This is a genomic window from Pseudomonas sp. R15(2017) (assembly GCF_002112685.1).
GTDB classification, from domain to species: domain Bacteria; phylum Pseudomonadota; class Gammaproteobacteria; order Pseudomonadales; family Pseudomonadaceae; genus Aquipseudomonas; species Aquipseudomonas glycinae.
Map to the genome: position 1 here is coordinate 97293 of NZ_NEII01000005.1, position 23036 is coordinate 120328.

The following is a 23036-nucleotide window of genomic DNA, read 5'->3' on the forward strand; positions in this document are numbered from 1 at the left end:
CGGTCTGTGTAACAGCAGGCCGGCGAGTGTGGCTGTCAACAGGCACGGTCACTACTCTTTTATAGATACAGGGATTTGTCCCTGGCCTGTTGAAACTGTTTTTGAAACAGTTTCCTGATAAAAGGATTGCCTCATGGCTCTCGACGTTCAAGAAAAAGCTCAAATCGTTGCCGACTACCAGCAAGCCGTTGGTGACACTGGTTCGCCAGAAGTGCAAGTTGCACTGCTGACCGCCAACATCAACAAACTGCAAGGTCACTTCAAGGCCAACGGTAAAGACCACCACTCCCGTCGTGGTCTGATCCGCATGGTTAACCAGCGTCGCAAGCTGCTGGACTACCTGAAAGGCAAGGACGTGAGCCGTTACAGCGCTCTGATCGCTCGCCTGGGTCTGCGTCGCTAATCAGCGATTGCGCTATGAGGTTGGTTGTCTGTCAGACGTCAGCGGGTTTCCGCCGGCGTCCGGCAGGCTCCCAGCCTCAAGTTTTATCTGGATACACGTTTTACCCTGGACAGGCGTCGGGCCGATTCCCGGCATTGCCCAAGAATTTCGCAAGAAACCAGTTCCCCCAAGAGCCACAAAGAAGGTAGGACACCGTGAACCCGGTAATCAAAAAATTCCAGTTCGGTCAGTCGACCGTTACCCTCGAGACTGGCCGTATCGCCCGTCAGGCCTCCGGCGCAGTATTGGTCACCGTTGACGACGACGTCAGCGTATTGGTGACCGTAGTCGGTGCCAAGCAAGCCGATCCGGGCAAGGGCTTCTTCCCTCTGTCCGTTCACTACCAGGAAAAGACTTACGCTGCCGGTAAGATCCCTGGCGGTTTCTTCAAGCGTGAAGGCCGTCCTTCGGAGAAAGAAACCCTGACTTCCCGACTGATCGACCGTCCGATCCGTCCACTGTTCCCTGAAGGTTTCATGAACGAAGTGCAGGTTGTCTGCACCGTCGTTTCCACCAGCAAGAAGACCGATCCGGACATCGCTGCGATGATCGGTACCTCGGCTGCCCTGGCGATCTCCGGCATTCCTTTTGACGGCCCGATCGGCGCCGCCCGCGTGGCTTTCCACGAAAGCACCGGCTACCTGCTGAACCCGACTTACGAGCAGCAAGCTGCCTCGAGCCTGGACATGGTCGTTGCCGGTACTTCGGACGCCGTGCTGATGGTTGAATCGGAAGCCAAAGAGCTGACCGAAGACCAGATGCTGGGCGCAGTACTGTTTGCTCACGACGAGTTCCAGGTCGTGATCAACGCCGTTAAAGAACTGGCTGCCGAAGCGGCCAAGCCAACCTGGACCTGGGCGCCTGCTCCAGAAGCCACCGAGCTGCTGGCTGCTATCCGTTCCGAGTTCGGCGAAGCGATCTCCCAGGCTTACACCATCACCATCAAGGCCGACCGTTATGCGCGTCTGGGCGAGCTGCGTGACCAGGTTGTTGCCAAGCTGTCCGGTGAAGAAGGCCAGCCTTCGGCTGCCGACGTCAAAGCCGCTTTCGGTGAAATCGAATACCGCACCGTTCGCGAAAACATCGTCAACGGCAAGCCACGTATCGACGGTCGCGACACTCGCACCGTACGTCCGCTGAACATCGAAGTCGGCGTTCTGCCGAAGACTCACGGTTCGGCACTGTTCACCCGTGGCGAAACCCAGGCTCTGGTCGTCGCGACGCTGGGCACTGCCCGCGACGCACAACTGCTGGACACCCTGGAAGGCGAGAAAAAAGACCCGTTCATGCTGCACTACAACTTCCCTCCGTTCTCGGTGGGCGAGTGTGGTCGCATGGGTGGCGCCGGTCGTCGCGAAATCGGTCACGGCCGTCTGGCCCGTCGCTCGGTTTCGGCCATGCTGCCTGCCGCTGACGTGTTCCCGTACACCATCCGTGTGGTATCGGAAATCACCGAATCCAACGGTTCGAGCTCGATGGCTTCCGTTTGCGGCGCTTCCCTGGCCCTGATGGACGCTGGTGTTCCGATGAAGGCACCGGTTGCCGGTATCGCCATGGGTCTGGTTAAGGAAGGCGAGAAATTCGCCGTCCTGACCGACATCCTGGGTGACGAAGACCACTTGGGCGACATGGACTTCAAAGTAGCCGGTACCGCCAAAGGTGTGACCGCGCTGCAGATGGACATCAAGATCAAGGGCATCACCGAAGAGATCATGGAAATCGCTCTGGGCCAAGCCCTGGAAGCGCGCCTGAACATCCTCGGCCAGATGAACCAGATCATCGGCCAGTCGCGTACCGAACTGTCGGCCAACGCTCCGACCATGATCGCGATGAAGATCGACACCGACAAGATCCGTGACGTCATCGGTAAAGGCGGCGCGACCATCCGTGCGATCTGCGAAGAGACCAAGGCTTCGATCGACATCGAAGACGACGGTTCGATCAAGATCTTCGGCGAAACCAAGGAAGCCGCTGAAGCAGCTCGTCAGCGCGTTCTGGGTATCACCGCAGAGGCCGAGATCGGCAAGATCTACGTCGGCAAGGTTGAACGCATCGTCGACTTCGGCGCATTCGTCAACATCCTGCCGGGCAAGGACGGTCTGGTGCACATCTCGATGCTGAGCGACGCTCGCGTAGAGAAAGTGACCGACATCCTGAAAGAAGGCCAGGAAGTGGAAGTGCTGGTACTGGACGTGGACAACCGCGGCCGTATCAAGCTGTCCATCAAAGACGTGGCAGCGGCCAAGGCTTCGGGCGTTTAATCACCCCGCAGCTCCAGTGCAATGAAAGATGCCCCGCCGTGAAAACGGCGGGGCATTTTTTTGTCCGTGAAATATCGAGTCATTCGGCGAAGTTGCCGACCTGCAAGACCAGTGCTAGGTTTAGCCCACCGCCCGTGTAGCTCAGCCGGTAGAGCAGCGCACTCGTAACGCGAAGGTCGCAGGTTCGATTCCTGTCTCGGGCACCACTTCTCTTTTCATCTTTCTCGCTCCCCCCTCGAAATCCGGTTTTATGTTCCTCGGGTCAACTTTTTGTGGGAGAGATGTAAAGTCCCGTGTAATTCGCTCGCCAAACGTCCTATATTCGTTGTCTGCATGAGCATCGCTTAGCAGTTTTCAGATGATCCCGAATGGTTCCGAAGGCCGGACAGTCCGCGTCAGAGAGATCCTTGATGATCCAGATCCATCCTCCATTCCCATGATCAGCGAGAACGCCATGAACGAATTAACTCAAGAGCAACGTCACGAAGAAGCGCTTAGAAAATACATCCTTGATGTTCCGGATCTGAAGGAAGAGATCAAGGACCTGAGTCCCGATGATCAGAAAGACCAGATTCAGTGGGCGTTCGAAGATGAAGCCGAAGCCCAGGGCCTGCAGCCGTGGGAGTTGACCCTCAAGTACACCAGTACGCCTGAAGAGTTCGAGGCCAAGCGCCTGGAGCTGCACAAGGAAGCGGCTGAAGTGTTGGGCGTCGAGTGGGAAGAATACTGCGAGATGAACAATCTCGTCGTTTGACGAGAGCTGCCAGCTACAAGCCGCAAGCTACAAGTAAAAGCACAACCGCTTTGGCTTGCAGCTTGTAGCTCGCATCTTGCCGCTGCCCTTAAATGCTCAGGCGCATCGACAGGTCTACAGCCTTCACGTCCTTGGTCATCGCACCGATCGAGATGTAGTCCACCCCGGTCTGTGCGATCGGCAGCAGCGTGCTTTCGTTGATGCCGCCACTGGCTTCCAGTTTTGCCTTGCCGGCGTTCAGGCGCACGGCTTCGCGCATGTCATCAAGGCTCAGTTCGTCGAGCATGATGATGTCGGCACCGGCGGCCAGCGCCTCTTTCAACTCTTCCAGACTTTCCACTTCGATTTCCACCGGCTTGCCCGGGGCAATCTTGTGCGCAGCGGCAATGGCTTGCGGGATGCCACCGCTGGCGGCGATGTGGTTTTCCTTGATCAGGAACGCGTCGTACAGGCCGATGCGATGGTTATGGCAACCGCCGCAGGTGACCGCGTATTTCTGTGCCAGACGCAGCCCCGGCAGGGTCTTGCGGGTGTCGAGCAGTTTCACCGAGGTCTCGGCAACGAAGTCCGCCAGGTATTGCGCGCGGGTCGCCACGCCCGACAGCAATTGCAGGAAGTTCAGGGCGCTGCGCTCGCCGGTCAGCAGCGAACGGGCAGGGCCTTCCAGATGAAACAGTGGCTGATTCGGCGAAACCCGTTCGCCATCGCGCACCTGCCAGTGCACCGCTACCCGTGGATCGAGCTGGCGGAACACCGCATCGACCCAGGCGGTGCCACTGATGACGGCGGCGTCGCGGGTGATGATGGTGGCTTTGGCCAGGCGTTCGGCCGGGATCAGTTGCGCGGTGATGTCGCCGCTGCCGATGTCTTCGAGCAACGCACGGCGCACGTTGGCTTCGATTTCGGCGGTCAAATCGGCGAGACGTAGATTCGGCATAACGGGCTCCACAAACTAAGTGGCCCGATTATAGGGGCATGGCATCAGCCAACCCAAGGCGAGAACCGCTACGCAGCGCTGCATCCGGTCGATTTTCTTGAGCAATCCCCATTCCTTCGTGGTCACTGGAAGGTGTCGGCGCATAGGGGAAACCCTGACGGCTATGGCGCCGGAGACATCTTTTGCAAGATAATCCGCCTTGCATTTGACGCCATGACTTTGACGTCGGCGAATCACCGTTTCAGGAGGCTTGGATGCACAACGACGGGAATGTAGTGCCTTTGCACAAGGTCACTGCCGATCAGGCGACTCACTCGCCGCTCGCCCGCCTGCCCGTAATTCTGCTTCAGGTTCGCGACAAGGCTGCCCAGCGCCTGCGCAACGGTTTGCAGGAGTTGTTCGATAACGCCGACGACACCCTGTTCGAAATGGCCGATCGGGCACGCAATGACGTCGAACAGAACATTTTTTTCGAGGCCATGCGCGACCTGCGCCTCAAGCGCAAGAACATCGAGCGCGGTTTTCTCGAGCAGTTCTTCGAGGCCTTCGTCGGCCTCACTCAATTCGATCCCGTCCCCACCGTCCTCTCTCATGCTTTGCAGCACGAGGACACGACAGCGCGCACCGATGACATGGAGCGCAACGTCGCGGTGGAAACCATGGTCGGCCGCGTACTGAATCGCGACGGTTTCGCCCTCGATCAACTGACCGCGCGATTCAATGCGCTGTTGGGCAAGACCCTGGACGATCATTACAACCCGCTGGGCCCGGCGATGCTTTGCGAATACTTCCTGCAAGCCGGGCGCAATCTGGGGGTGGAGATCAAGGTCAAACTGATCCTGCTCAAATTGTTCGAGCGCTATGTGCTGGCCGACACCGATCAACTCTATGCCGAAGCCAACCAACTGCTGATCGCCACGGGCGTGTTGCCCGAGCTCAAGCCGGCACCGGCCCGTCGCGCCATCGATCAGGCCGTGGCCAGCGTCCAGAGTGAACTCGAGGGCGTCGACCCAACCCAGACCGATACAGGCGTGCAGGAGGTCTTCGCCGCGTTGCAGGAGTTGCTGCTGCATGTGCGCGGCAGCGTCGCACCGACCCTTGAGCCCAGCGCTCCCGCCCAACCGATTTCCACCCGCGACCTGCTGCGCCTGCTTTCGCACCTGCAGCAATACGTGCCGGCGCTGGCGGTGCAGGACGACTTCGATTTGCGCCATCAGCTTGAACAGTTGCTGACCCGGGTCAGCGTGCGCAGCGGCAAGCCGCGAATCGTCGGCGGGGCCGACGAGGACGTGATCAATCTGGTGGCCATGGTCTTCGACTGCATCCTCGATGATCGCAACCTGCCGGATTCGCTCAAGGCGCTGATTGCCCGGTTGCAGATCCCGATGTTGAAGGTCGCGGTGATCGACAAAAGCTTCTTCAGCCGCAGCAGCCACCCGGCGCGGCGCCTGCTCAATGAAATCGCCGAAGCGGCGATGGGTTGGGGTGAGTGCGACGGCAATGCGCGCGACAGCCTGTACCTGCGCATCGAGCAAGTGGTGCAGCGCCTGCTGACGGATTTCGTCGATGACCCGGCGATTTTTTCCGAGTTGCTGGCGGACTTCCTCGCCTTCACCAGTGACGAGCGCCGTCGCAGTGAATTACTTGAACAGCGATTGCGCGATGCCGAAGAGGGCCGGGCGAAAACCGAACTGGCCCGCCAACGGGTCGAGCAGGCGCTCAATCAGGCGTTGCTGGGCAAAGTCCTGCCACCGTCGGTGGTGACGTTCGTGCAGGAGGCCTGGAGCAAGGTGTTGCTGCTGACCTGCCTCAAGCACGGCGATCAGTCTGCCGAATGGCAGGCCGACGTGCAGACCATGGAGCAATTGATCTGGAGCGTGCAGCGCCACGACGACGCCGAAGCCGGTCTGCGTCTGCTGGCGCTGGTGCCGGGGTTGCTCAAGTCATTGCGCGACGGCCTGAGCACTTCAGCTTTTGATCCGTTTGCCACCAGCGGCTTTTTCAGTGAATTGGAAGCGCTGCATGTGCGCCTGCTCGAGCCGTCCAGCGGACCGGATCAGTCCGTGCTGCCGGAAATGATCGAGGTGTCGCAGACGATTGTCTTGCAGATGGCCGACGACGGTCTCAAGCCACGCACGCCGGCGCGTTTGCCGGCCGACGACGCCGGTTTGCGCCAGGTCGATCAGCTGCGTCTGGGCAGTTGGGTGGCGTTCGAGGAAGACGAAGAACACACCCTGCGCTGCAAACTGGCAGCGATCATCGAGGCGACCGGCAAGTATGTATTCGTCGACCGTACCGGGATGAAAGTGCTGGAGCGTGACCGCACCGAACTGGCCCTGGCGTTTCGTCGCGGCGCGGTGCGGACGCTGGACGACACCTTGCTGTTCGATCGGGCGCTGGAGTCGGTGCTCGGCAATCTGCGGCGGCTCAATCGCGGCAAGTGATCGCGCGCCGGGGGCCGATCACGGCATACTGGTCGCCAACACAGTCGGCGTTGAAGGAATCGGTATGCAGTTGGATCCCGCAAGCGGGTGGTGTCACGGGGTGCAGGTCTGCCCTTCGCCCAACTTCAATGAACGCCCGGCGGGCGAAGTCTCCCTGTTGGTCATCCACAACATCAGCCTGCCACCGGCGCAGTTCGCCACCGGCAAGGTCCAGGAATTTTTCCAGAATCGTCTGGATGTCACGGAACATCCCTACTTTGCCGGGATCGCCGACCTGCGCGTGTCTGCGCATTTTCTGATCGAACGTGACGGCAAGGTCACCCAGTTTGTCTCCTGTCTTGAGCGTGCCTGGCATGCCGGCGTTTCGGTGTTCGAGGGACGGGAAACCTGTAACGATTTTTCCGTGGGCATCGAGCTGGAAGGCACCGATGATCTGCCGTTCACCGATGCGCAGTACCAGGCGTTGACCGTGCTGACCCGGCAGATACAGGCGGCGTTCCCGGCGATCACGCTCGAGCGTATCTGCGGGCACAGCGACATCGCCCCCGGTCGCAAGACCGACCCCGGACCCGCATTCGACTGGGCACGCTACCGCGCTGCCCTGGCACAAGAGGAAGGACAATGAGTTTTCTGGTGTTACTGCTGGCGGTCTGGATCGAGAAGTTCTCGGCTCTGCGCCAACGGGTGCAACGCGATGGCGGATGGATCCGCGAACTGCACAAGCTTGAAACCGGCGGGCTGGCGAAACAGCCGTGGCTGGTGCTGACCGTCCTGGTGCTGTTGCCGGTGGCGCTGCTGGGCTTGCTGCTGGTGGTGCTGGAGCCGGTGGCCTACGGTCTGCTGGCGTTGCCGGTGCATTTGCTGGTGGTGATTTACAGCCTGGGGCGGGGTGACCTGCTCGGCGAGCTCGGGCCGTTCCGCGATGCCTGGCGCCGTGAGGATATGCAGGCCGCCGCCCACGTGGCCAAGCGTGATCTGAACATCTGCGCCGAAAGCGGCGAACAATTGCTGGAGCAAGTGCAGCGACATCTGTTGTGGCAGGCCTACCAGAGCTTTTTTGCGGTGATTTTCTGGTATTTCCTGCTCGGTCCGGTGGCGGCGCTGAGCTATCGCTTGCTGGCGCTGGCCGAAGAAAACGCCCAGAACCCGGCGGTGGCCGAACGGGCCGGGCAATTGCGTCATGCCTTCGACTGGGTGCCGGTGCGCCTGCTGGCCGCGAGCCTTGCACTGGTGGGCAATTTCGTCGCGGTCAGCCGAGTAATGCTGCACGAACTGCTGAACTGGAACATCAGCGCCGCGCAACTGATCAACAAGGTCGGGCTGGCGGCCGGGGAAATCCCGCCGGCCGCTGTCGGTCCCGAAGGCATCAACACCCTCGACTGCCTGTGGGAACTGCTGCTGCGGGCGGCGGTGCTGTGGTATGCCGGCTTTGCCCTGTGGACGGTGCTGGCGTAGGCCGTTCCTGTGACGAGGGGGGCAATCCCCCTCGTTAACCTTAAGTTACAAAACCTCCCTTCGATTTGAGCTATACAGAGATGGCGCCCGATAGTGGCTATCTGCTTTCGCCTCGCGCCTGCCAATAAAAACAAGAAAAAACCAAGGGAGACTTCCAGTGAAGAGCTTGCTCTATCCCGCCGTCTCGCTGATGAACCGCTTGAGCTTCGGCATGAAGTTCAGCCTGATCAGCGTGCTGTTCCTGGTGCCGATGCTGGTGACCAATTTCTATCTGGTGCGCGACTCCTATCGCGAATTCCAGGGCACCCGGGTGGAGCTGCAGAGCCTCGACCTGCTGGGCAGCAGCCTGACCCTGCGCCGGGATCTGGAAACCCTTAACAATCTGGTGCAGATCAACGTCACCCTCGGCCAGTCCGGCAAGGCCGGCAATGTCGAAGCGCAGATCACCAGCCTTGAGCAAAACGTCCTGGCGCGCCTGCAAGGGCTGACGCCGATGACCGAGGATCCGGAGCAGATCAAATTCTTCGAGGCCAAGCGCGATGAAATGATCGCCGCCTTCAAGGCCCAGCAAGCGGAAAACTCCCTGCAAAGCAAAAGTGCGCTGATCGGCAAGTTGCTGGGCAATGCGCAGGTTTTCAGCCAGATCGTGGCCAGTCAGGCCGGATTGAGTCGCGACAATCAGGGCGACATTCGCCAGCTCAGCGAGCTGATCACCGCGATCACGCCGGCCGTTACCCAGGCCTTGGGCGAAGGTCGGGCGATGGGCTCGTATTCATTGGGCCAGGGCTTTCTCAACAGTTCGTCGAGCACCCGTTTTGACGAGTTGTTGGTGCAAATTGAAAAACTTCAGGCCGAGTACGGCCTGAAGTTGCAGGACGCGCTGAGCTCAAGCAAAGCCGCCCGTGATTCCCTGAGCGCACCGGCCGATGCCAGCAAGGCATCGCTGAAACAGGCCGGCACCCTGATCGAAGAACAAGTGGTGATGGCCGAAACGCTCGACGCTCCATGGCAGGGGTTTTATGACCAGGTCACCGGGCTGATGGACCAGACCTATCAGCTCAACGACGCCACCCTGAAATTCCTCGACACCCAGTTGCAGCAGCGCCTGGGGCAAAACCGCACGCACATGGTGCTGCAAGCTGTGGCGTTGTCGGTGGTGTTCGTGCTGATTTTCTATCTCTATGGCGGCTTCTACGCGTCGACCCGCGCCACCCTGAAAAACCTCGGCGCCATGATGGATAAAGTTGCCGCGGGCGACATGACAGTGAATTTCCGCGCCAACAGCCGTGATGAACTCGGCGAGTTGGGCGAAGTGTTCAACGGTACGGTGAAGAAAATCCATGACCTGATTGAACGGGTCGGCCACACCGTTGGCGAGGTCGAGCGACAGGCGGGGCAGGTGGAAAACGTCTCGGCGCAAAGCAATCAGGCAGTCGCCGGGCAGCGCACGCAGATTGAGCAGGTGGCCACCGCGATGAACCAGATGTCGGCGACATCGCTGGAGGTGGCACGCAGTGCAGCGGCAGCGGTCAGCAGTGCGCACAGCGTGAACGACGAAACCATCAGCGGTCGCGGGTTGGTGGAATCGCAGCAGGGCAGCATTGCTGCACTGGCGAGCGAAATCGATCAATCGGTGCTGGTGATCAACCAGTTGGCCAGCGACAGTCAGTCGATCAGTCGCGTGCTGGAAGTGATCAAGAGCATCGCCGAACAGACCAATCTGCTGGCGCTCAACGCCGCGATCGAGGCCGCGCGGGCCGGTGAGCAGGGCCGCGGTTTTGCCGTGGTCGCCGACGAAGTCCGCACGCTGGCCAAGCGCACCCAACAATCGACCGAAGAAATCGAGCAGATGATCGCCAAACTCCACGGCGGCGTCGGCGCGGCAGTAAAGGCTATGGGCGTCAGCCATCAGATGGCCAACGGCACGGTGGGGCAGTCGGAAAAAGTCCAGCAGGCGCTGGAAAACATCCTCGGCGCTGTCGGCATGATCGTCGACCAGAACCAGCAGATCGCCGCCGCCGTCGAACAACAGACCGCCGTCGCCCACGATATCGACCAGAACATCGTCGAGATCAACCGTGCCGGCGAGCGCACCGCAGAAGGCGCGCATCAGACCGAAGACGCCAGCCGCGCGTTGTCGGCGCAGGTGGTCGAGTTGAAACAGCTGATCAGCGCGTTCCGGGTTTGAATTGACCTGCCTCCTGTGAGGCAGGTTTTTTCGGAATGGCTTGTAGTACTTTTTTGCCTACATCTGTAAGCCCAATCCTGTTTTCCTCCAGGCGCTGGTTTTTCGGCTTCAATGAACCAAGCTCAGTTCATTGACCACTTGGAGGAGATCGCATATGTCCGTCGCAACCCTGGGCGTCCAGGGCCTCTGCGCCCACTGCCAGACCACGCTGGTGCTCAAACCCTGGCAACTGAATGCCATTTCGATCCACGAAGCGTTCACCTGTGCCCATTGCCAGAAAAGCCTGGAATTGCGTTGCCCCAAGCAGATCAAACGTTTCCGTTCGCTCGATTCACTCGGCCTGCTGCGCGCCAGTGCGCTGGTGACGGTATGCACCGCGCTGCTGGTGGCCCTGGTGATGGAATGGGTGGGTCTGCTCAGCGTCACCGAGCAGCTGAACGGATCGCTGATCGCGATTTTCGTGTACTTCGCGGTGATTCGTTATGCCCGGCAGCGCCAGCATCTGACGCTGATTCTCGACGCGGCCAAGGCCCACGCCGACTGACTACCAGCCGAACACCTCGCAACTGTTGGCGGTACTGGCGGCAGCGAGTTGTTGCGCACTGATGTTCATCAAAGTGGCCAGTGAGTCGCAGATCGCCGGCAGATGCGCTGGCGTATTGCGAATGCCGGGGTACATGGCGGGCGCCATGTCCGGTGAGTCGGTTTCCAATACCACCGAATCCAGCGGCAAGTCGGCCAGCACCCTATGCATGCGCAACGCCTGCGGCCAGGTCGGTGCACCTCCGAGGCCGAGTTTGAAACCGAGTTTGATGTATTCCCGCGCTTCTTCACGGCTGCCTGCGAAGGCGTGAATGATGCCGGCGCGCTTGAGCTTGAAGCGCTTGAGCGTGGCAATCACCGCCGCATGACTGCGCCGCACATGGATCAATGCCGGCAGTTCAAAATCTGCCGCCAATTGTAGTTGTGCCTCGAAAAGCGCTTGCTGGCGTTCGCGGTCGAGGGTTTCGATGAAGTAATCCAGGCCGATTTCGCCGACCGCGCACAGCTGCCGATGACCCTTTAGCCGTGTCAGCCAGTCGCCCAGGGCAAGCAGGTCTTCAGGCCGATGCTGATCGAGATAGACGGGGTGCAATCCGAAGGCCGCGTACAGATCGGCATCGCTTTGCACCAGATCCCACACCCTTTGCCAGTTGCCTTCGTAGACACCCAACACGACCATTCGCCGCACCCCGAGGGCGCGGCTTTCGGTGAGCAGTGCCGCGCGGTCGGCGTCGAAGTCGGGGAAGTCCAGATGGGTGTGGCTGTCGATCAGCTCCACGGCTCAGTCCCGGTGAATACGCTGCTTGAAGGTACGGGCAATGGCTTGCACGCCAGGCTGGTAGTCCGATTGTTCGACCGCCGCCAACGCCAGTTCCAGCGCCTTGTCGGCGATCAACTGGTGCTGCTGGGCCATGGCGTTGACCGGCAGCGGCAGAAAGTCGAGCAACTGGGTGTCGCCGAATGTGCCGAGGCGCAGCGGGCGGTTTTTTAACGGGAAGTCATGCAGCGCGTCGAACACCCCCTGCAACAGTACGTAGGACGTGGTCACCAGCGCATCCGGCAAATGCCCGAGGCGTTGCAGGAGATCTTCCATCAACTGCTTGCCGCACTCGCGGCTGAAGGACTCGGCGTGTTCGATCAGCACTTCGCCCTTGAACCCGGCCAGGGCTTGCTTGAATCCGGCTTCACGTTCCTGGCTGATGCTCAGTTCCGGGCGGGCGCCCAACAGTACGATCTGTTTCGGCTGCGGGTCGAGCAGGCTTTCGGTCAGGTGCAGGCTGGCTTCGCGGTCATCGCTGACCACCGAGCAGAAATGTTCGGCATCCATCACTCGGTCGATGGCAATGATCGGCAAACCCTTGGTCTGCAACTGGCGATAACTGTCGTCACCGGCCGGCAGGCAGCTGGCGACGATCAGCGCATCGCAGCGTCGCGCGCGGAACAGTTGCAGCAGTTGCCGTTCGCTGTCGGGGGCATCGTCGGAGCTGGCGATCAGCAACTGATAACCCCGCGCACGGGCACCTTGCTCCAGCAGTTTGGCGATCCGCGCGTAACTGGGGTTTTCCAGATCCGGCAGGATAAAACCCAGGGTCCGGGTGTGCCGACTGCGCAGCCCGGCTGCCTGTGGATTGGGGGTAAAGCCGTGCAGTTCGACCACCGCCCGCACCCGCTCGACGGTGGCGTTGCTGATGCGTTGCTGTTCGGCCTTGCCATTGATGACGTAGCTGGCGGTGGTCACGGACACTCCGGCCAACCGCGCGATATCACTGAGTTTCAACCCGGGATTTCCTTGTTTTTTCGAGCTTGCCGCGACATTTTCGCCAATCCTACCCGATTCAGGCAGGCGACCATTGTCTCAGCGCATCCGACAAGTTGGACTTCAAGGATGGGACATTATCGAGTAACGTGCCGATCAATCTAGATTAAACGTTTCAGCAAGCGTATTTTCTACGTTTTAGACGCCTTTGGCCGGTTCTGCCGTGAAACCGCCAAAACTGCCTCCTGAAAAGGATGGCCTACAGCGCCTAAGCTGCAACCATTCAAAACAATACCTGGCGTCACACGACGCCAAAAAGGAGATCGCATGCTTGAGCTCACTGTAGAGCAGATATCCATGGGCCAGTCGGCTGTGGATAAACCCGCCGCTTTGCAATTGCTGGCCAGTCATCTGGTCGCCGATGGTCTGGTCGCCGACGGCTACCTCTCCGGCCTGCAGGCCCGGGAGGCTCAGGGCTCGACCTTCCTCGGCCAAGGCATTGCGATCCCCCACGGCACGCCCGAAACCCGTGATCAGGTGTTTGCCACCGGCGTGCGCCTGATGCAGTTTCCCGACGGCGTGGACTGGGGCGACGGCCAGATCGTTTATCTGGCCATCGGCATCGCCGCCAAATCCGACGAACACTTGCGCTTGCTGCAACTGCTGACCCGCGCCCTCGGCGAGACCGATCTGGGCCAGGCCCTGCGCCGCGCCAGTTCGCCCGAAGCATTGCTGAAACTGCTGCAAGGCGCGCCGCAAGAACTGGCGCTGGATGCGCAGATGATCGGCCTCGGTGTATCGGCCGACGATTTCGAAGAACTGGTCTGGCGCGGTGCGCGTCTGCTGCGTCAGGCCGATTGCGTGAGCAACGGTTTCGCTGGCGTTTTGCAGCAGGTCGAAGCGCTGCCGTTGGGCGATGGCCTGTGGTGGCTGCACAGCGAACAGACCGTGAAGCGTCCGGGCCTTGCGTTCGTCACGCCGGACAAACCGATGCGTTACCTCGGCCAGCCGCTCAGCGGTCTGTTCTGTCTGGCCAGTCTCGGTGAAGCGCATCAGGCGTTGCTCGAGCGGTTGTGCGCGTTGCTGATCGAAGGTCGCGGCCATGAACTGGGCCGTGCCACCAGTAGCCGCAAAGTCCTCGAAGTACTCGGCGGCGAGTTGCCGGCCGACTGGCCGAGCGCACGTATCGCATTGGCCAACGCCCATGGTCTGCACGCGCGGCCGGCGAAGATCCTCGCGCAACTGGCGAAGAGTTTTGACGGCGAAATCCGTGTGCGCATCGTCGACGGTCAGGACAGCGCCGTATCGGTGAAAAGCCTGAGCAAATTGCTGAGCCTCGGCGCTCGTCGTGGCCAGGTGCTGGAAATCATCGCCGAACCGAGCATCGCTGCCGATGCCTTGCCGGCGTTGCTGGCCGCCATCGAAGAAGGCCTCGGCGAAGAAGTCGAACCGTTGCCCGCAGTCAGTCAACAGCGCGAAGTGATTACGGACATTGCAGAAGTCCTGACCGCCCCGGCCTCCGGCAGTCTGCTGCAAGCGATCCCTGCCGCCCCTGGCATCGCCATCGGCCCGGCGCACATTCAGGTCCAGCAAACCATCGATTACCCGTTGCGCGGCGAGTCCGCCGCCATTGAGCGCGAGCGTCTCAAGCAAGCGCTAGCCGACGTGCGTCAAGACATTCAGGGCCTGATCGAACGCAGCAAGGCCAAGGCGATCCGCGAGATTTTCATCACCCACCAGGAAATGCTCGACGACCCGGAACTCACCGACGAAGTCGACACCCGTCTCAAGCAGGGCGAAAGCGCCGAAGCAGCCTGGATGGCCGTAATCGAGGCGGCCGCAAAACAACAGGAATCGTTGCAGGACGCGTTGCTCGCTGAGCGCGCCGCCGATCTGCGTGACATTGGTCGTCGGGTGCTGGCGCAACTGTGTGGCGTGCAGACGCCCGCCGAGCCCGAGCAACCGTACATTCTCGTCATGGACGAGGTCGGCCCGTCCGACGTGGCGCGTCTGGATCCGGCGCGGGTCGCGGGGATTCTCACCGCCCGTGGCGGCGCCACCGCGCACAGCGCCATCGTGGCTCGCGCACTGGGGATTCCGGCGCTGGTCGGTGCGGGCGCAGCAGTGCTGCTGCTGAAGCCGGGCACGCCGTTGCTGCTCGATGGTCAGCGCGGTCGCCTGCATGTGGACGCGGATGCCGCGACCCTGCAACGCGCCAGCGAAGAGCGTGACACCCGCGAACAACGTCTGAAAGCCGCCGCCGAACAACGCCATCAACCGGCGCACACCACCGACGGCCACGCCGTGGAAGTGTTCGCCAACATCGGTGAAAGCGCCGGTGTGATCAGCGCGGTGGAGCAGGGCGCCGAAGGCATCGGCCTGCTGCGCACCGAACTGATTTTCATGGCTCATCCACAGGCGCCGGACGAGGCGACGCAGGAAGCCGAATACCGCCGCGTCCTCGACGGCCTCGCCGGTCGGCCGCTGGTGGTGCGCACCCTCGATGTCGGCGGCGACAAACCGCTGCCGTATTGGCCGATCGCCAAGGAAGAAAACCCGTTCCTCGGCGTGCGCGGGATTCGCCTGACCTTGCAGCGTCCGCAGATCATGGAGGCGCAGTTGCGCGCCTTGCTGCGTTCGGCGGACAACCGTCCGTTGCGGATCATGTTCCCGATGGTCGGCAGTGTCGAAGAATGGCGTCAGGCCCGCGACATGACCGAACGCCTGCGTCTGGAAATCCCGGTTGCCGACCTGCAACTGGGGATCATGATCGAAGTGCCGTCCGCCGCACTGCTGGCGCCGGTGCTGGCCAAAGAGGTGGATTTCTTCAGCGTCGGCACCAACGACCTGACCCAGTACACCCTGGCCATCGACCGGGGTCATCCGACCTTGTCCGCCCAGGCTGACGGCTTGCACCCGGCGGTGCTGCAACTGATCGACATCACCGTGCGCGCGGCCCATGCCCACGGCAAATGGGTCGGCGTCTGCGGCGAGCTGGCGGCGGATCCGCTGGCAGTACCGGTGCTGGTCGGCCTCGGTGTGGATGAATTGAGCGTCTCCGGGCGCAGCATCGCCGAGGTCAAGGCACGCATCCGCGAACTCAGCCTGACCCAGGCGCAAACCCTTGCTCAACAAGCCCTGGCCGTGGGCAGCGCCAACGAAGTGCGCGCATTAGTGGAGGCCCTGTAATGGCCAAGATTCTCACCCTGACCCTCAACCCGGCGCTGGACCTCACGGTGCAGTTGCCACGCCTGGAGGCCGGTCAGGTCAACCGCAGCGACGAGATGCACACCCACGCCGCCGGCAAGGGCGTCAACGTCGCGCAAGTGCTGGCCGACCTCGGTCATCAACTGACGGTCAGCGGCTTTCTCGGCGAAGACAATCTGCAAGCGTTCGAAACCCTGTTCGCCAAGCGCGGTTTCACCGATGCGTTTATCCGGGTGCCCGGCGAGACCCGCAGCAACATCAAGGTCGCTGAGCAGGATGGACGCATCACCGACATCAACGGCCCGGGCCCGGTTGTGGGCGTGGTGGCGCAACAGGCGTTGCTGGACCGTCTGGTGCAGATCGCGCCGGGACATGACGCGGTGGTGGTGGCCGGCAGTTTGCCGCGCGGCGTGACTGCGCAGTGGCTGCGCGAGTTGGTCGAGCGTTTGAAGGCGTTGGGTTTGAAAGTCGCTCTGGACACCAGCGGCGAAGCTTTGCGCGCAGCGCTCAAGGCCGGTCCGTGGCTGATCAAACCGAATACCGAAGAGCTGGCCGATGCGCTGGGCTGTGAAGTGGTATCCCACGCGTCTCAGGCCGAGGCAGCCAATCAGCTGCACGCCCAGGGCATCGAGCATGTGGTGATTTCCCATGGCGCCGAGGGTGTGAACTGGTTCAGCGTCGGCTCGGCGCTGCACGCGACGCCGCCGAAAGTCAGCGTCGCCAGCACGGTCGGTGCTGGCGATTCGTTGCTGGCCGGCATGCTCCACGGTCTGCTCAGCGCGGACACGCCGGAACAAACCCTGCGCACGGCCACCGCAATTGCGGCGCAGGCGGTGACCCAGATCGGTTTCGGTATTCACGATGCTGCGCAACTGGTGCAGCTCGAACAGGGCGTGCGCGTGCGCCCCCTGACAGAACAATAAGAGGGTTTGTCATGAAGTTAGCCATTGTCACGTCCTGCCCGAACGGCATGGTCACCAGTGTGCTGTGCGCCCGGCTGCTGGATGCCGCGGCCCAGCGTCAGGGCTGGAGCACCAGCGTCGAAGTGGTAGACGCCGCGCACCCGGAACGTGAATTGTCGGCGGCCACCATCGAGGCTGCCGAGTGGGTGTTGCTGGTGGCCACGGGACCGGTGGACATGACCCGGTTCATCGGCAAGAAAGTCTTTCGGATTGCACCGGCGCAAGCCCTGCAGGATGTCGAAGACGTGCTGCGGCGTGGCGCTGTCGAGGCCGAGGTGTACGTCGCTGCCGAAGCGCCGCCGGTGGTTGCCAGCGCTCAAGCGCCGCGTCTGGTCGCGGTCACCGCGTGCCCGACCGGCGTCGCCCACACCTTCATGGCCGCCGAAGCCTTGCAGCAAGCCGCCAAGCGTCTGGGCTACGACCTGCAGGTCGAGACCCAGGGCTCGGTCGGCGCGCGCAATCCGCTGAGCGCAGCCGCGATTGCCGAGGCTGACGTGGTGCTGCTGGCGGCTGACATTGAAGTCGCCACCGAGCGTTTCGCCGGCAAGAAAATCTACCGCTGTGGCACCGGAATCGCGTTGAAGCAATCCGAAGCCACACTGAAAAAAGCCCTGGCCGAAGGTGTCGTGGAAAGCGCTGCCGGCGACGGCAAGGCCCCGGCCAAACAAGAGAAAAGCGGCGTCTACAAACACCTGCTGACCGGTGTGTCGTTCATGCTGCCGATGGTGGTGGCGGGTGGTCTGATGATCGCCTTGTCGTTCGTGTTCGGCATCACCGCGTTCAAGGAAGAAGGCACGCTGGCGGCGGCGCTGATGCAGATCGGTGGCGAGACCGCGTTCAAATTGATGGTGCCTTTACTGGCCGGTTACATCGCCTGGTCGATTGCCGACCGTCCCGGACTCGCGCCGGGCATGATCGGCGGTTTGCTGGCGAGCACCCTGGGCGCCGGTTTCATCGGCGGGATCGTTGCCGGGTTTATCGCAGGCTACGCGGCCAAGGTGATCAGTCGTTATGTGGCGCTGCCGCAAAGCCTTGAAGCGCTGAAACCGATCTTGATCATCCCGCTGTTCGCCAGTCTGTTCACCGGGCTGGTGATGATTTACGTGGTCGGCAAACCGGTGGCCGGGATGCTCGCGGCGCTGACCCATTTCCTCGACAGCATGGGCACCACCAACGCGATCCTGCTCGGTGTGCTGCTGGGCGGCATGATGTGCGTTGACCTCGGCGGGCCGATCAACAAGGCTGCCTATGCGTTCTCGGTGGGGCTGCTCGCCTCGCAGAGTTATGCACCGATGGCCGCGACCATGGCCGCCGGCATGGTGCCGCCGATTGGTCTGGGCATCGCCACGTTCATCGCCCGACGCAAGTTTGCCCAGACCGAGCGCGAAGCCGGTAAAGCGGCGCTGGTGCTCGGGTTGTGCTTCATCTCCGAAGGGGCGATTCCGTTTGCTGCGAAAGATCCGTTGCGGGTGATCCCGGCAAGCATTGCCGGCGGTGCGCTGACCGGTGCGTTGTCGATGTATTTCGGCTGCAAACTGATGGCGCCCCACGGTGGCCTGTTCGTGCTGGCGATTCCGAATGCGATCAACCATGCGCTGTTGTACCTGCTGGCGATTGTCGCGGGCAGCCTGCTGACGGCGGTGGTGTATGCGCTGGTCAAGCGGCCGGAAGCCGTGGAGCTGGCGCTGGAGCCCGCGAAGGCGTGAGGTGTCACACCCCTTTCATCTAGCAGTGCTTAAGTTTTCCTTTTTTCAGGGAGAACACCATGAGCGATTTCAATCCCGGTCGCCGACGCGTGATGCAAGCCGTCGGTGCCGGACTGCTGATGCCGGGGCTGGCGCCGGCCGTGATCGCGTCGGTCAAGGATCGACCGCAACTCACTGACGGCGTGCAATCCGGCGACTTGCAGGGCGACCGGGCGATGATCTGGAGCCGCGCCGACCGCCCGGCGCAGATGGTGGTGGAGTGGGACACCCGCAGCCAGTTCCGCCGTCCGCGACGGGTCGTCTCGGCGCTGGCCGATGCCCGCAGCGATTTCACCGCCCGCGTCGAACTCACCGGGCTGCCCGCCGATCAGGCGATTTTCTACCGTGTGTATTTCAAGGACGCCCGCACCGGCGTTGCCAGCGAGCCGTGGCTCGGCCACTTGCGCAGTGCACCGACGGCGCGGCGCAATCTCCGTTTTGTCTGGAGCGGCGACACCGTCGGCCAGGGCTTCGGCATCAACCCCGATATCGGCGGCATGCGCATCTATGAAGCCATGCGCATGCGCCTGCCGGACTTCTTTATCCACAGCGGCGACACCATCTATGCCGACGGCCCGGTGCCGGCGCAACTGACCACCGAAGGTGGCCGGATCTGGCGCAACCTCACCACCGAAGCCAAGAGCAAGGTCGCCCAGACCCTCGACGATTATCGCGGCAATTATCGCTACAACCTGATGGACGAAAACGTCCGCCGCTTCAACGCCGAAGTGCCGCAGATCTGGCAGTGGGACGACCATGAAGTGGTCAACAACTGGTCGCCGGGCAAGCAGCTCGACGAGCGTTATCAGGAAAAAAATATCCACACCCTGGTCGGCCGTGCGCGTCAGGCCTGGCTCGAATATTCGCCGATGCGTTTGCAGGCCGCCGATGGCGGCGGGCGGATCTACCGCAAGCTGAGTTACGGGCCGATGCTCGATGTGTTCGTGCTCGACATGCGCAGTTATCGCGGCGCCAACGACGACAATCTCGGGGCGGAAAAACCATTCCTCGGTCGTGAGCAATTGAACTGGCTCAAGCGCGGACTGAATGCGTCGAAAGCCCAGTGGAAAGTCATCGCCGCCGACATGCCGATCGGTCTCGGCGTGCCGGATGGCGAGGTCAGCCCCGGTGTTGCGCGCTGGGAAGCGGTGGCCAACGGCGACCCCGGCCCGGCGCAGGGACGTGAGCTGGAAGTCGCCGAGCTGCTGGGCTTCTTGCGCGCGCAACAGGTGCGCAATTTCGTGTTCCTGACGGCGGATGTGCATTACTGCGCGGCGCATCACTATCACCCTGATCGCGCGGCGTTCCAGGATTTCGAACCGTTCTGGGAGTTTGTCGCAGGACCGTTGAACGCCGGCAGTTTCGGACCCAATCCGCTGGACAAGACTTTTGGCCCGCAGGTGGTGTTCCAGAAAGCACCACCGACGCAGAACGCCTCGCCGTTTGCCGGGTTTCAGTTTTTCGGTGAGGTGAATATCGAGGGGCAGAGCGGGGAGATGAGTGTGGTGTTGCGGGATCTGGAGGGGGTTGCGGTGTTCGAGCAGAAACTGCAACCGACTTGAGTTCACCGCAAAAAAACTGTGGGAGCGAGCTTGCTCGCGATAGCGGTGTAACAGACAACCAATGTGTTGAATGTAAAACCGTCATCGCGAGCAAGCTCGCTCCCACATTTGTCATGTGTGGTCAGTAAACGTCGCGGCGATAGCGACCCTGCTCGATCAAGCGTTCGACTTCAGCGGCGCCCAGCACTTCATTGAGCACCTGATCCACCCCCGACGCCATGCCTTGAAGGCTGCCGCAGATGTAGATCACCGCACCGTCCGCCAGCCATTTCTTCAACTCGCCGGCCGATTCGCGCAGGCGATCCTGCACGTAAATCTTTTCGGCCTGATCCCGCGAGAACGCCAGATCCAGTCGTTCCAGATCGCCATTGATCAACCACTCTTCCAGCTCCGCGCGACAGAGGAAATCGTGCTCGCGATTGCGCTCGCCAAACAGCAGCCAGTGGCGCTGTTGATTGTCGGCGATCCGTGCCTTGAGCAAGCTGCGCAGCCCGGCGAGGCCGGTGCCGTTGCCCAGCAGGATCATTGGCACCGGAGCGTTTGGCAGATGGAAACCGCTGTTGCGGCGGACCCGCAGGCTGATGCTGCCGCCGACCGGAGCATGCTCGGTCAGCCAGCCGGAGCCGATGCCGAGGCTGCCATCGGCATGCTGTTCCTGACGCACGATCAGTTCCAGCACGCCGTCGGCGGCAATCGAGGCGATCGAGTATTCGCGCATCGCCAGCGGCACCATCGCATCGACCAGCGCCTGAGCGTGCAGGCCCACCAGATGGGCGCGGTGCTCGGGCAACTGGCGGCTGGCGAGGGCCACTTCCAGCGGCTCTTGCAGGCCGTTGACCTTGACGCTGGTTTCGCCACGGATGCCGAGACCGTCGAGGAAATGCTCGATGGCCCACGGGCAGTTGCGCGGCAGCACTTCCACCAGGTCACCGGCCAGCCAGCTGCGAGAAGTCGGCGCGGTCAGGCCGAGCAGGAAAACCGGGGCGCCGGCGCTGTCCGGGTTCATCAGCTCGCGGCGCACCAGTGTCCAGTTTTCATAGCTCGGCGCCTGCCAGGTGTCGACCGGTGCTTGCCCGGTGAGCAGGCCGAGTTGGGTCTGCCAGTGACGCAGGGCGTAAGGATCGCCGCTGTCGACTTCGACCGGGGCGAACAGGGTCTTGCCGCCGTGTTCGCCCAGCCATTGATGCAGGCGTCGGGCGAAACCGCAGAAGTGTTGATACTGCCGATCGCCAAGGCCGAGTACAGCGTAGTTGAGGCTGTCGAGGGTCGAGGCTTTGTTCAATACCTTGCGCTCGAAACCGCGAGCGCTGTCCGGTGCTTCGCCGTCGCCGAAGGTACTGACCACGAACAGCGCGTTGTTCGATTCGCGCAGATCCTGCTCGCTGACATTCGCCAGCGGCTGCACCTTGACCGGCAACCCTGCCGCCTGCAACTGGCCGGCGGTCTGCCACGCCAGTTGCTCGGCAAAACCGCTCTGGCTGGCGAAACCGATCAGCCACGCTGGCGTATCGCCGGCCGGTTGGTCGAGGCCTTTGCGGGCATCCTTGATCTGCTTTTTCTTGCGTCGGCGATCCAGGTACAACAGCCAGCCGGTGATGAAGAACAGCGGCATCAAGACGGCCGCGACAGTGACGATGATCCGCCCGACCAGACCGAAATAGCTGCCGACGTGCAGCGCGTAAATGCTGGTCAGCAATTGCGCCTTGAAGCTTTTGTCGGCGTAGCGGTCGACGCGTTTGACCACGCCGGTGGCCGGGTCGAGGGTGATCTGGTTCAGCGCGCGGTCATGGGGCGAGCTGTCGAGCAGGTAGAACACGGTCGCCGGTTGGCCGGCCACCGGCGGCATGCGGATGTTGTAGGAAGCGAGGCCCGGGCCTGCGGTGCTGTAGATGCTGAGCCACATCGCGGCGTAATCGGCAGTCGGCGCCGGACCTTCGGGGGCCGGGCCACGACCGCCGCGCACGCGCTCGTTTTGCGGTGCGTCGGAAAGCAACCTGGTCAGGCCTTTGTTGTACCACTCGTAGGACCAGGACAGTCCGGTCAGTGCCAGCAGCAGGTAAACCAGCATGCACCAGGTGCCGAACACCGAGTGCAGATCCCAGTTGAAGCTGCGGCCCTTTTTCTTCCAGTCGAGGGTCAGCCACACGCGCCAGCTGTTCCACTGGCGCGGCCACCGCAGGTACAGGCCGGACAGGCAGAAGAACAGCAGCATCAGGGTGCAGGCGCCGGTGATGTTGCGACCGGTATCGCCCATGGCGAGGAACCGGTGCAGTTGCAGCATCAGGCCGAAGAAGTCCTGGCCGGTGGCCTCGCCCTTGAACTCGGCGGTGTAGGGATCGAAGTAGCGCATCTCGCCCCGGCGCTCGCCTTTGGGCGGGGTGAACCAGACGCGTCCGGCGCTGCCGCTTTCGGTCTCCACCGAAAGCATCGAGACTTTCTTGCCCGAGGCTGCTTCGATGTGCGCCACCAGCTCAGCGGGCGGCAGGACGCCGGCGACCTGTTTCTCGACCTGCAACACGGAGGGGTTGAGGGCTTTGAGAATTTCGTCCTGAAACGAATAGGCAGCGCCGGTGATGCCCATCAGGGCCAGCACCAGCCCGGCAGTGATGCCAAAAAACCAGTGCAACTGGAACAGGGTTTTCTTCAACACGTTGCTTGCCTTGTCCGTTCGGAGGTTGTGTTCACGGCGTGCATTATGCCGTGGCCTATCGAGAAACGTTCTTTATTACGCACAAAAGCCCCGCTCAAATGAATGAACGGGGCTCGGTACTTCCCTCTTC

General features: G+C 61.8%; 16 protein-coding genes and 1 tRNA gene. 13 read left to right on the plus strand and 4 right to left on the minus strand.

Going from position 1 to position 23036, the window contains the following annotated elements; all coding sequences use genetic code 11:
* Positions 1 to 133: 133 nt before the first annotated feature.
* The 4 genes from rpsO to CAF77_RS12205 all read left to right on the plus strand — a co-directional run bounded on the left by rpsO (position 134) and on the right by CAF77_RS12205 (position 3457).
* Complete coding sequence (rpsO, locus tag CAF77_RS12190) at positions 134 to 403, plus strand: 30S ribosomal protein S15 (protein WP_011332409.1); 270 nt, start codon at positions 134 to 136, stop codon at positions 401 to 403.
* 194 nt (positions 404 to 597) lie between these two features.
* Positions 598 to 2703, plus strand: a complete 2106-nt coding sequence (gene pnp, locus CAF77_RS12195; RefSeq protein WP_011332410.1) for a polyribonucleotide nucleotidyltransferase — start codon at positions 598 to 600, stop codon at positions 2701 to 2703.
* Between the two features lie 130 nt (positions 2704 to 2833).
* Positions 2834 to 2909, plus strand: a tRNA-Thr gene (locus CAF77_RS12200).
* A 248-nt stretch (positions 2910 to 3157) separates the two neighbouring features.
* Positions 3158 to 3457, plus strand: coding sequence for a DUF6388 family protein (locus CAF77_RS12205; RefSeq protein ID WP_064384138.1), 300 nt, complete (start codon positions 3158 to 3160; stop codon positions 3455 to 3457).
* An 88-nt stretch (positions 3458 to 3545) separates the two neighbouring features.
* Here the strand turns inward: CAF77_RS12205 and nadC are convergent, their stop codons facing one another.
* On the minus strand, positions 3546 to 4394 hold the full coding sequence (gene nadC, locus CAF77_RS12210) for a carboxylating nicotinate-nucleotide diphosphorylase (RefSeq protein WP_011332412.1): 849 nt from the start codon (positions 4392 to 4394) through the stop codon (positions 3546 to 3548).
* 254 nt (positions 4395 to 4648) lie between these two features.
* Here nadC and CAF77_RS12215 point away from each other — a divergent pair, with 254 nt between their 5' ends.
* From CAF77_RS12215 to CAF77_RS12235, 5 genes are all read left to right on the plus strand, one after another.
* Positions 4649 to 6838 (plus strand): DUF1631 domain-containing protein, encoded by a 2190-nt coding sequence (locus CAF77_RS12215; protein WP_085654583.1) that lies wholly within the window; start codon positions 4649 to 4651, stop codon positions 6836 to 6838.
* A gap of 64 nt (positions 6839 to 6902) precedes the next feature.
* The gene (ampD, locus tag CAF77_RS12220; RefSeq protein WP_064382582.1) at positions 6903 to 7463 is read left to right on the plus strand and encodes a 1,6-anhydro-N-acetylmuramyl-L-alanine amidase AmpD; all 561 of its coding nucleotides are present in this window, start codon (positions 6903 to 6905) and stop codon (positions 7461 to 7463) included.
* Positions 7460 to 8293, plus strand: a complete 834-nt coding sequence (ampE, locus tag CAF77_RS12225; protein ID WP_085654584.1) for a regulatory signaling modulator protein AmpE — start codon at positions 7460 to 7462, stop codon at positions 8291 to 8293. The genes ampD and ampE overlap by 4 nt, the downstream gene beginning before the upstream one ends.
* A 157-nt stretch (positions 8294 to 8450) precedes the next feature.
* Positions 8451 to 10481: a methyl-accepting chemotaxis protein gene (locus tag CAF77_RS12230; protein WP_085654586.1), complete on the plus strand. Its 2031-nt coding sequence runs from the start codon at positions 8451 to 8453 to the stop codon at positions 10479 to 10481.
* Positions 10482 to 10635: 154 nt separating this feature from the next.
* Positions 10636 to 11025, plus strand: coding sequence for a hypothetical protein (locus tag CAF77_RS12235; protein WP_064382579.1), 390 nt, complete (start codon positions 10636 to 10638; stop codon positions 11023 to 11025).
* Here CAF77_RS12235 and CAF77_RS12240 read toward each other — a convergent pair whose 3' ends face one another.
* Together CAF77_RS12240 and cra are read right to left on the minus strand one after the other, a co-directional pair.
* Positions 11026 to 11802, minus strand: a complete 777-nt coding sequence (locus tag CAF77_RS12240) for a TatD family hydrolase (RefSeq protein WP_085654588.1) — start codon at positions 11800 to 11802, stop codon at positions 11026 to 11028.
* Positions 11803 to 11805: 3 nt separating this feature from the next.
* On the minus strand, positions 11806 to 12801 hold the full coding sequence (cra, locus tag CAF77_RS12245; RefSeq protein WP_085654590.1) for a catabolite repressor/activator: 996 nt from the start codon (positions 12799 to 12801) through the stop codon (positions 11806 to 11808).
* A 306-nt stretch (positions 12802 to 13107) separates the two neighbouring features.
* Here cra and ptsP point away from each other — a divergent pair, with 306 nt between their 5' ends.
* From ptsP to CAF77_RS12265, 4 genes are read left to right on the plus strand one after another with little or no spacing between them, the layout of a single operon-like run.
* Positions 13108 to 15969, plus strand: a complete 2862-nt coding sequence (gene ptsP, locus CAF77_RS12250) for a phosphoenolpyruvate--protein phosphotransferase (RefSeq protein ID WP_085654592.1) — start codon at positions 13108 to 13110, stop codon at positions 15967 to 15969.
* The gene (gene pfkB, locus CAF77_RS12255; protein WP_085654594.1) at positions 15969 to 16910 is read left to right on the plus strand and encodes a 1-phosphofructokinase; all 942 of its coding nucleotides are present in this window, start codon (positions 15969 to 15971) and stop codon (positions 16908 to 16910) included. The genes ptsP and pfkB overlap by 1 nt, the downstream gene beginning before the upstream one ends.
* 11 nt (positions 16911 to 16921) lie before the next feature.
* Positions 16922 to 18655: a PTS fructose-like transporter subunit IIB gene (locus CAF77_RS12260; protein WP_085654597.1), complete on the plus strand. Its 1734-nt coding sequence runs from the start codon at positions 16922 to 16924 to the stop codon at positions 18653 to 18655.
* 59 nt (positions 18656 to 18714) lie between these two features.
* The gene (locus tag CAF77_RS12265; protein ID WP_085654599.1) at positions 18715 to 20256 is read left to right on the plus strand and encodes an alkaline phosphatase; all 1542 of its coding nucleotides are present in this window, start codon (positions 18715 to 18717) and stop codon (positions 20254 to 20256) included.
* 121 nt (positions 20257 to 20377) lie between these two features.
* Here the strand turns inward: CAF77_RS12265 and CAF77_RS12270 are convergent, their stop codons facing one another.
* On the minus strand, positions 20378 to 22906 hold the full coding sequence (locus CAF77_RS12270; RefSeq protein WP_085654601.1) for a sulfite reductase flavoprotein subunit alpha: 2529 nt from the start codon (positions 22904 to 22906) through the stop codon (positions 20378 to 20380).
* Positions 22907 to 23036 lie beyond the last annotated feature (130 nt).